The following is an 8,818-nucleotide window of genomic DNA, read 5'->3' as shown; positions in this document are numbered from 1 at the left end:
CGCCCACCAGCCTCCAATAGTTCAGGTGCTCTGCGGCAAACCCGAACGTCCCCGCAGCCGCACCAAAGTACTCGTGAGCTTTAGCTCACTCTGGAAAATGCCCCGCACCTCCCAGAACAACCTAAAGCTCAAAACCCCTCTCACCCCACCCGCTTCTCCGCCTCCACATAGATGCTGTTCTCCGGCCGGTTATCAATCCGCTCCAAGTCCGCGCATTTGCCTTCCTTGTACCCACACGCACGCGCATTCACATACCCATGCTTTTCCAGCAGCTTGCACAGCGACGCCTCCGTGTACATCCACTGGTGCCGGTTCTTCACCCCCGTGCCATCGTACTCCAGGATGCCCAGCAGCATCGCCGTCGGGTCTTCCGGATCATACAGTTTCACATAGTGGTCCAGGCTCGGGATCACAAAGCGCACCACACCGCCCGGAGCCAGCACCCGCAAAATCTCACTCAGCAGCAGCGGCACATCCCATACAAAAATATGCTCAAACATGTGCGAGCTGAACACGCACGCACAGCTGTTGTCCGCCAGCCGAAAGCGCTTCGTCACATTCAGGTAATGCAGCTGCTTAAACACACCCTGCTCATGCTCCTCCAGCCGCGCCTGCGTGATGCGACCCACCTTCCGCAGCAGTTGCGGCAGCCCCGGAACGTGCGTCACCCACATGTGCGGCGTGATGTCCGTGTTGTACCACCCCTCCTGCGGACAGTTGAAAGCCCCGAGATGCAGTTTGAGCAAAGAAGATGTCATGTGCAGGAAAGCTAGGCGGCGCTTTCTTCCCCGTCAATGCCCGCCCATCCCACCACACCCTCTTCATCCCGATCCCACTGCGCGAATTCTGGCCCGTTCAGGGGTGTCAGAAGAGCCATTCAAACTCTCGCACTCACTCCATGAAAGGCCGCTTCATCCTGCCCGTAACTGTCTGCGCTCAATGCTCCCCATGTCACGCCCATCCATGATCACTCGCCTTTGTCTCCTGCTCCTCGCCACCGTCCTCATCACCCCGGTTCAGGGCCAGACGCCCGACCCCAAACCCGCCATTGAAAAAGCCGTCAGCGCTGTCGGTGGCAAGGAGAAGCTGCTCAAAATCTTCCGCATGAAAGAGGTGTTCCACTTCGGCAGCACGCCCGAGCCCGCCGCCGGCAAAAAGCGCTCCACCCGCGAATCCGTGCTCGAGATGCCCGGCTGGTGGTGGATCAATAAAAAGGAGCGCGCAGTAGAGCCCGCGAAGGACGACGTCTGGGCCTGGACACTTGGCATCTTGGTCGATGAAAAATCGAAAATCGAAGTCATCCCCGATCTCACCGATGAAGGCAAACCCTGCTTCGGCCTCAAAGTCAGCGGCAGCGTCACGCCCGCCATGAGTTTCTACTTCGATCAGCAAACCTCCCTCCTCAAACGCCTCGACTGGCGCGGCGACATCTACCGCTTCAGCGAATGGAAGGAGCATGACGGCGTCAAATACGCCAGCAAAACCATCATCCTCAAAGCCAAGGACAACAAGCCCTGGTTCTTCCATGAAGTGCTCGAAGTCGAGCGCCTCGCGCAGCTCCCAGCCGGCCTCGCGAAACCCTGATGCCCGCAGCGCATGCGGTGCGCCAGTGCCAGTGCCAGTGCCAGTTTGCCAACCGTTCATAGTGGCCCCCGCAGGCTAGGTGACCGACCTCTGATCCCACCGCCAAAGTCTTCCGAACTTCAGCTCGTTCCGAAAAAGTACTCCCGAGCTTTAGCTCGTTCCGGACAAGCTACCCAACGCCCCCAAAACCAAGTCAAATCTCCTCAATACTTCCCAAAAAAAGCCATCCACTCACACCCGCTGCACGATCACAAACACATGCATCTCCGGGTGTTGATCATACTCCACATGCCGGCACACGCACCCCGCCGCCGCCACCGTTTGCAGCGTCTGTGACACACCCAGCGTGCTGTAGTACACCGGCACCCCCATGCTCGCATCCACCTTCTCCTCCGGCGCATCCAGCCCGCCAAAGGTGAAAATGAAGATACCACCGGGTGCCAGCGCATGGCACAGCTTCGTCAGCACCTCCGCGTGGCTCTCCAGCGGCACATGCCAGATGCTGTCCCAAGCCGAAATAAAATCATAGAGCCCCTCCGGCTGCCACTCGCACACATCGGCATGGTGAAACGTGACCTGCGGCATCTCCTCACGCGCCAGGGCGATCATCCGTGCCGACACATCCAGCCCCTCCACCGCATAGCCCCGCAGCTCCAGCAGCCGGATGAAGCGCCCATGGCAGCCGCAGCCCACATCCAGCGCCCGCCCGCCCGGCTGCGCCCGAAACTTCAGTGCCAGTTCATGCTGCCGCATACCATTGCCAGCAAGGTGCGGCTCCAGCCACCGCTCCGCGATCTCATCATAACTCCGGCCAAGGTCTTCAGGCTGCATGCAGCCGGGATTAACGCCAGTCGCGTCGCTTATCAACAGCAGGATGTTGGCCCCGCCGCTCAATGTTCACACCGCAGGGCAGGGGACCCCACGAAGTTCAGATTCAGCAACAATCTCTGCAGTCTCCCTAACTCCCGAATAACTGCGGTTCGAATCTCCGGCCATTCCCCTGCCAAAAACCAGCGTTCCCATTTTGCACCCTCCTCAAATCAGATCCCCCTTCCGTGTATTCTGTGTATTCCGTGGTTCAAATCTCCGGCCCCCTCTGCCTTCTCCCAATCTTCCCCCCGCAAATCTCCGGCCATTCCATTGCCCACCATTCCCCTGCTAAAAACCAGCGCCCCCATTCCCGAATCCCCCCCACCGTTCCACCCTCTAGCAGCCTTGAGTTCAGGTGCTCTCCCGTGTAAATATCCCCCTCAGTCCTGGCCCAGCCCATCGTTGATAGTTAAACCCTCGCACGGTTCATTGTCCCCCATGATCTACAACCGCACCGCTGCAATCGCCCGGTTCATCGGCCTGCTCATTTGCCTTTTCAGCCTCGGGTTCACCGCATGGGGCACCGTCAGCATTTTGTCCCTTTCCACACACGCTGTCGGGTGGTTCTCCATCCCTGCCTTCGCCCTCCTTGGACTGGCCGCCTGGTCCATCCATTCCGCTGGCGAATGGCTCTGGTCCTTTGAAGAAGGCTGGTTCCGCCTGCAGCGGCTCCTGCGCCTCATCCAGCGCACCCTCATCCTCGGCGGCCTCGCCTGCGCTCTCATCTTCCGTGGTTCCAGTTTTCATTTGACCTCCTCTGAGCCCGCATCTCAGCAAGCCCCAATGCATCTCCTTTAGCAGCTCCATCGTCCCCCGAACCTCCGAAGAGCAGCAGCAGTCTTTCACCCCGCCCTGTCCCGCTCCCCGTAGGTTCGCATCAGGCTTTCCCTGATTGCCACCTTGTTGCTTATGACCGCATATAAGGTACTTTTACCCATGTCATTTGAAAAAGGAAGCTTACCCCCGGGCGATTTCATTTCCCCGGATCATCTCCTCTCGGCCATTGTCGATTCCTCTGACGACGCCATCGTCAGCAAGAACCTCAAGGGCATCGTCACAAGCTGGAACAAAGGTGCCCAGCGCATCTTTGGCTACACCGCCGAAGAGATGGTGGGCGCCTCCATCACCCGACTCATCCCCATCGATCGCCAGAATGAGGAGCCGCGCATCCTCGACATTCTTCAAAAAGGCGAGCGTGTCGATCATTTTGAAACTCAGCGCCTCCGCAAAGACGGCAACATCATCGAAGTCTCCCTCTGCATCTCCCCGGTGAAAAACATCGCCGGCAGCATTGTTGGCGCGTCCAAGATCGCCCGGGACATCACCTCGCAGAAACGGCTCTCAGAGCAGCTCCGCCTCGCAGCCCTCGAAGCCGAAACTCAGAGCCGCATGAAGGACGAATTCCTCGCCACCCTCTCCCATGAACTCCGCACCCCCTTGCAGGCCATCCTCGGCTGGACGCAGATCCTCATGACCGGCCCCTGCGAAGATCAAGAGATCAGACAGGGCCTGGAAGTCATCGACAGAAACGCCCACGCCCAGACCCGCATCATCGAAGACCTCCTCGACATGAACCGGATCCTCTCCGGCAAAGTCCGGCTCGATGTCCAGCGCGTGGATCTTCAGTCCGTCATTGGAGAGGGCGTCGAGGCCCTCAAGCCCGCCGCCCAGGCCAAGAAACAGCGTCTTCATACATTGATCGATCCCCTCGCCCCGGCCGTCCTCGGAGACCCCGTACGCCTTCAGCAGATCGTATGGAATCTACTCAGCAACGCCGTCAAGTTCACCCCCTCGGGCGGCACGATCACCGTCGCTCTGCAGCGCGTCAATTCGCATGTGGAAATCAGCATCACAGACAGTGGCGCAGGCATCCCGGCGGACTTCCTGCCCCATGTCTTTGAGCGCTTCCGCCAGTTTGACTCATCCACCACCCGCCGTCATGGCGGCCTCGGTCTCGGCCTGGCCATCGTCCGTCATCTCACGGAGCTTCACGGCGGCACCGTGCGCGCCCGCAGTCCCGGAGAGAATGCAGGCTCCACCTTCACCGTGCTCCTCCCCCTCGCCGTGCTCCACAGCGAGCCGGATACCAGCGCCCACCAGCACCCAGCATCCACCCGCGCCTCCTCCTCCAGCCTCACCCAGCCTCTCCTTCAGCAGGTCTCGCTCCTCGTCGTGGATGATGAAGAAGACGCCCGCACCATGCTCGCCAAGACGCTCTCCATGGCCGGGGCCGAAGTCACCACCGCCTCATCCGCTCCACAGGCTCTGGAGTGTCTACGCGCCCACGTCCCCCATGTCATCATCAGCGACATCGGCATGCCCGGTCAGGACGGCTACGATTTGATGCGCGAGATCCGCTCCCATTCCGAGGAGCAGGGCGGCCAAGTCCCCGCCATCGCCCTCACCGCCTACACCCGCACCGAAGACCGCATCAAGTCCATCGCCGCCGGTTTCCAAATGCACCTCTCCAAACCTGCCGACAGCGTGGAGCTCATCACCATGGTGGCCAGTCTCGCAGGGAAGCGTCCCATGCCCCCCCAATCCCCGGAAGATTCGCCCCAGCAAGTCCCCAGCTGATCTCTCCCCTCCGGCTTCGCCCTTCCGCTTCGCCCTCCGGCTGCCTATTTCCGGCAGCAAGCATCCCACACCGCCGCACTCCTCAGGGCAATGCTCGAGGTCAGCCGTTTGGGCCCGCTGAGCGACAGCGATTCAATCTCATCCTCACTCAGCTCACGCTGGATCAAAGGGCATTCCACCCCCGGATTCACAAAGCACAGCGTCGTGATCGTCGCGCAGCCTTTGGGTGAAAAACCCAGCACCCCCAGCGCAGGCTGCGCGTCCAGACTGATAGCAACAACGGCTCCATTGAAAGAGGGCAGGTCGAGGGCGGTCATGAGCGATTGGCTGAGAAATCAAACGTTACCGGAATGGGTTAGCGACTCAAACGCTACTAAATTAAAGCTTATTGCAATCCGCGTGGAAATAGCAAGGAGAACTTGTAGCCGCACAATCTCACGCGCGCCGCGCCGCTCCCCCCCTCAGGCCCGGCTTCGCCGGCGATATCACCCTCCGCGTCCTGTTTGCATTTCACCTTCTTTGCGCCCGCAACTCCGCACACCCCATGCAGCACGAATTCTCCGGCCACATTCCCCACACGCAGGCGCACCGCCTCAATGCCCTCAATGAAGTCGTGCAGCCGCACACAGACTGTGGCATGCATGAGTACCACCTCAGCATGCCGCCCCAGACCCGCGCCAGAGTGGGCGCACTCCTCCGCTCCAGCCAGCAGTGCTGAGCCCACCCCTCCTCCCGCGCACCGCATGCCTCCCACCTCCACACACGCCATGCCCGCCCTTCGCCTGCTCGCCTTCCTCACCAGCCTGCTCCTCATCTCCTGCGGCCCCTCATCGAAAGACGCAGACGCGCAGGACTACATTCATCTCCCCGCGCCGCATCACCGCGCCCTCGCAGAGAATCCCCGCCGCATCCTCCTCGGCATGCGCTCCGTCGGCGAAGACTGGATCTGCTTCCGCAGCACCCCCGAAGCCGGAGACGAATGGATCATCGACCGCGCCCACGACAAAGCCGCCATCAAGCACGTGCGCCGCGACGAAGCCAGCAAGCCCAGCACCGAAACCGATGTCTATTTCAGCGGCCACCGCTACACCGATGCCGAAGGCAGCGAATCCGCTGAAGAACTCCGCGTCACCTGTGACTGGACCAGCGGCACCCTCGACCTCGCCTACCTCGGCAGCGACCCCACCGTAAAAAAAACCATCGCAAATCTCCCACCCTTCGCCCCGTCGCATCGCCAGCAGTACGTGGCTCTCGTCGCCAAGATCACCCAAAAGTGGACCCCATGAAATCAGCCAGCAGCCATGTCATGCAGGCCGCTCAGCCCGCTCGTCCCATGCAGGCAGACGCATGGCCGCTCATCTTCCCGATCAAGCTCGCCACCATGCAGTTTGCATAAATCACACAGGCCGCCAGCAGGGGCGTACAGAAGATATAAACATCATCTGACGTCAATGCTTCAAACGGCAGCCTCAGCGCCGCTCCCTGAGAGCTTGTATAGGCAAGATGGATCATCTCCAGACACAGGTGGGCCAGCATACCAGCCAATACCAGACGGCCCAGCGCAAATTCCAGCAGCCCCGCCCATCCCCGGCGTGATGAATCTGCGGCGTCAGGCGCAGCCCTTTGCCCCCCCCATATTCGGTGTCCGATCAGCCCCGCCGACACCACCAAGCCCACCACCAGCAGACTCATGACCCCAGGCTGGTATTCAAACGACGCGCCAATGCAGCGTCGCATCGGATAGTAAGGATCAAACACAGCAGCCTCAGCAACATTCGGGTCAGCGTCCATGCCTTGAATAGACACCACCCGAGCCTCCAAGCAAATGCCGTGTCTCACCACACACCAGTTCCAACAGTGCTGTGCAATCAAAGCCACCCTTTTTCTCCGAAGGCCAACGGCCTTCTGTAGGTGAGACCAGGGTTGAAACACCCCTGGGGCACCGCATCGGTTCTTTATCCTCACGCTCAAGCGCCACCCCCCACGGTGTTGCGTCCATCCCCGTCGCGTTGACAACACCTCCGTTCTACGCTCATTCAGACCACTCATGAGCACCCCGCAAAAAGTGCATCTCGGCATCATCCTCGGCATGGTGGCCTGCATCATCGTCACCCTGCTGTTCCCCTCTGGAGTCTATTTTCTCTTGGCTTGGTGCATTCTCGCGGGCATCGTTTATTTCAGATTGAAGTGTGAGAAGTGCGGCAGGCGCATCATCACCCAGCCCTATTTAGGCGGCTTGGGCTGGAACTGGGGTGTCTGCACACACTGCAGCCCCCGTCAGGAAAAGTAGCGGTTCATGGCACAGCCACATCAGGCAGACCTGAGCTACGCATCCTACTGCCCAAGGCACGGCTCAGCCCTTCTTCGCCGCTTCGATAAACACAAACCCGCTCAGCGGCCGCGTGCACTCCGGCCACTCTGAAACCTCCGCGCACTCATCAATCAAAAGCGTCGGCACGTTCTCCGGCGCATTCCGCACCATCTTTCTTTCCTTCAGCAGATCATTCACCAGCTTCAGCGCCAGGCCCTCAGCCTCCGCCACCGTTTCAGCCTCGGGATACGCATGGATGTAAAACTCCCTCAAGCTCGCGAATTTATCCTCAAGATCCTGAATGAGGAAGTTTTGACCATGAACGATGACAGCAAATTTTTTCATAAAGAGATCACGCTCAAACAAAGCGTGACACGCAGACTGGCGCATGCCCACCCCCAGTTCAAGGCCGCTTGCAAGCGGCCGCAGCCCCGCAACGCCCCTTACTTCCCGCCCGCCTTCGGCTTCTCCTTCGCCAGAAACCCGTTGTCCACCAGCCAGTCGCTCATGCGCTGAGTCCACGTCTTGATGGAGGCCAGCTTTGAGCGCGTGCCCATGCCAAAGCCGTGTCCGCCACGCGCATACAGGTGTACTTCCACCGGGAGCTTCGCGGCTTCATATTTCGCCACCTGATCCAGCACCGGTTTCACGTGGCTGGTGTCGTCATTCGCCACCAGGAAAAACGCAGGCGGCGCATCCGCAGGGATCGCCCCGGCAGGCACACCCAGCGGGCCGGGATAAATGGACACCTGAAAATCCGCACGGCTGCTCTCGCGGTCGATCGGGTCAGCCGCTGACGCATCACCCGCCGTCGGGCTGTAAACAACCATGGCCACCACCTCGCCACCGGCGGAAAAGCCGATGATGCCGATGCGCTTCGGGTCAAGATTCCACTCCGCCGCACGGCTGCGGATCACGCGCATCGCCCGCTGCCCGTCCTGCTTCGGATGGATGTCGATGTTGTAGGGGGAGCCCTCCTCGCGTGGCAGGCGGTGCTTCAGCACAAAGCACGTCACACCCAGCTCATTCAGTAGCTTCGCAGGCTCCACCCCCTCGCCACCAAAGCCCAGCTGGCGATGCCCGCCGCCGGGGACGATCAGCATCGCGGCACCGTTTGCCTTGTCCTTCGGCGCAGGGAAGACCGTGATGGAGGGATTGTTCACATGCGTCACCGAACTCCCCTTCATCACCTCCGGCTCATCCCGCAGCTTTTCAAAACCCGGTGCCCCTTTGTCCCAAAGGTGAATGACCAGCGGCTCCTCAGCGCGGAGTGAGCAGGGCAGGGCGAGGACGAGAGATAGAAGCAGTGCGATGTGTTTCATGATGTGGGTTGTTACTGACGGATGAAAAAAATGCCAGTCATGAATGGCATTCAATTCAGACTGGGTGTCGAGGAAATCACCCATTCACTGACCAAGCCGAAAAGAGTCACGGAGCGCGGACTTGAGTCCGCAGCAGGTCGTCCGCGTGGGAGGT

Annotated in this window: 12 protein-coding genes; 6 read left to right on the top strand and 6 right to left on the bottom strand. The window is 60.3% G+C overall.

Going from position 1 to position 8,818, the window contains the following annotated elements; genetic code table 11:
• Window positions 1–140: 140 nt before the first annotated feature.
• Entirely contained in the window at window positions 141–758 is a 618-nt protein-coding gene (locus PSV43_RS00885) for a methyltransferase domain-containing protein (protein WP_300192728.1), read from the bottom strand.
• A 205-nt stretch (window positions 759–963) separates the two neighbouring features.
• Between PSV43_RS00885 and PSV43_RS00880 the strand changes: the two genes are divergently transcribed.
• A complete protein-coding gene (locus PSV43_RS00880) occupies window positions 964–1,584 on the top strand; it encodes a hypothetical protein (protein ID WP_300192727.1) in 621 nt (206 codons plus the stop codon).
• Between the two features lie 231 nt (window positions 1,585–1,815).
• Here the strand turns inward: PSV43_RS00880 and PSV43_RS00875 are convergent, their stop codons facing one another.
• The gene (locus PSV43_RS00875; RefSeq protein WP_300192725.1) at window positions 1,816–2,415 is read right to left on the bottom strand and encodes a class I SAM-dependent methyltransferase; all 600 of its coding nucleotides are present in this window, start codon (window positions 2,413–2,415) and stop codon (window positions 1,816–1,818) included.
• 477 nt (window positions 2,416–2,892) lie between these two features.
• Between PSV43_RS00875 and PSV43_RS00870 the strand changes: the two genes are divergently transcribed.
• Together PSV43_RS00870 and PSV43_RS00865 are read left to right on the top strand one after the other, a co-directional pair.
• Window positions 2,893–3,252: a hypothetical protein gene (locus PSV43_RS00870; protein WP_300192723.1), complete on the top strand. Its 360-nt coding sequence runs from the start codon at window positions 2,893–2,895 to the stop codon at window positions 3,250–3,252.
• A gap of 138 nt (window positions 3,253–3,390) precedes the next feature.
• Complete coding sequence (locus PSV43_RS00865; protein ID WP_300192721.1) at window positions 3,391–5,031, top strand: ATP-binding protein; 1,641 nt, start codon at window positions 3,391–3,393, stop codon at window positions 5,029–5,031.
• Between the two features lie 44 nt (window positions 5,032–5,075).
• On the opposite strand, the gene PSV43_RS00860 is transcribed toward PSV43_RS00865, so the two are convergent.
• The gene (locus tag PSV43_RS00860; protein ID WP_300192719.1) at window positions 5,076–5,348 is read right to left on the bottom strand and encodes a hypothetical protein; all 273 of its coding nucleotides are present in this window, start codon (window positions 5,346–5,348) and stop codon (window positions 5,076–5,078) included.
• A gap of 227 nt (window positions 5,349–5,575) precedes the next feature.
• On the opposite strand from PSV43_RS00860, the gene PSV43_RS00855 reads away from it, so the two are divergent.
• Together PSV43_RS00855 and PSV43_RS00850 are read left to right on the top strand one after the other, a co-directional pair.
• Complete coding sequence (locus tag PSV43_RS00855) at window positions 5,576–5,749, top strand: hypothetical protein (RefSeq protein ID WP_300192718.1); 174 nt, start codon at window positions 5,576–5,578, stop codon at window positions 5,747–5,749.
• Window positions 5,750–5,798: 49 nt separating this feature from the next.
• Window positions 5,799–6,317, top strand: a complete 519-nt coding sequence (locus PSV43_RS00850) for a hypothetical protein (protein ID WP_300192717.1) — start codon at window positions 5,799–5,801, stop codon at window positions 6,315–6,317.
• A gap of 31 nt (window positions 6,318–6,348) precedes the next feature.
• On the opposite strand, the gene PSV43_RS00845 is transcribed toward PSV43_RS00850, so the two are convergent.
• A complete protein-coding gene (locus tag PSV43_RS00845; protein ID WP_300192716.1) occupies window positions 6,349–6,822 on the bottom strand; it encodes a hypothetical protein in 474 nt (157 codons plus the stop codon).
• A 256-nt stretch (window positions 6,823–7,078) separates the two neighbouring features.
• Here PSV43_RS00845 and PSV43_RS00840 point away from each other — a divergent pair, with 256 nt between their 5' ends.
• Window positions 7,079–7,321: a hypothetical protein gene (locus PSV43_RS00840; RefSeq protein WP_300192714.1), complete on the top strand. Its 243-nt coding sequence runs from the start codon at window positions 7,079–7,081 to the stop codon at window positions 7,319–7,321.
• Between the two features lie 63 nt (window positions 7,322–7,384).
• On the opposite strand, the gene PSV43_RS00835 is transcribed toward PSV43_RS00840, so the two are convergent.
• Window positions 7,385–7,687, bottom strand: coding sequence for a hypothetical protein (locus PSV43_RS00835; protein ID WP_300192712.1), 303 nt, complete (start codon window positions 7,685–7,687; stop codon window positions 7,385–7,387).
• A 98-nt stretch (window positions 7,688–7,785) separates the two neighbouring features.
• The gene (locus PSV43_RS00830) at window positions 7,786–8,664 is read right to left on the bottom strand and encodes an alpha/beta hydrolase (protein WP_300192710.1); all 879 of its coding nucleotides are present in this window, start codon (window positions 8,662–8,664) and stop codon (window positions 7,786–7,788) included.
• Between the last annotated feature and the right edge of the window lie 154 nt (window positions 8,665–8,818).

Source organism: Prosthecobacter sp., from assembly GCF_029946185.1.
Taxonomy (GTDB): Bacteria; Verrucomicrobiota; Verrucomicrobiia; order Verrucomicrobiales; family Verrucomicrobiaceae; genus Prosthecobacter.
Note: the sequence above shows the minus strand (reverse complement) of the source record. Positions and strands in the feature narration are given on the sequence as shown.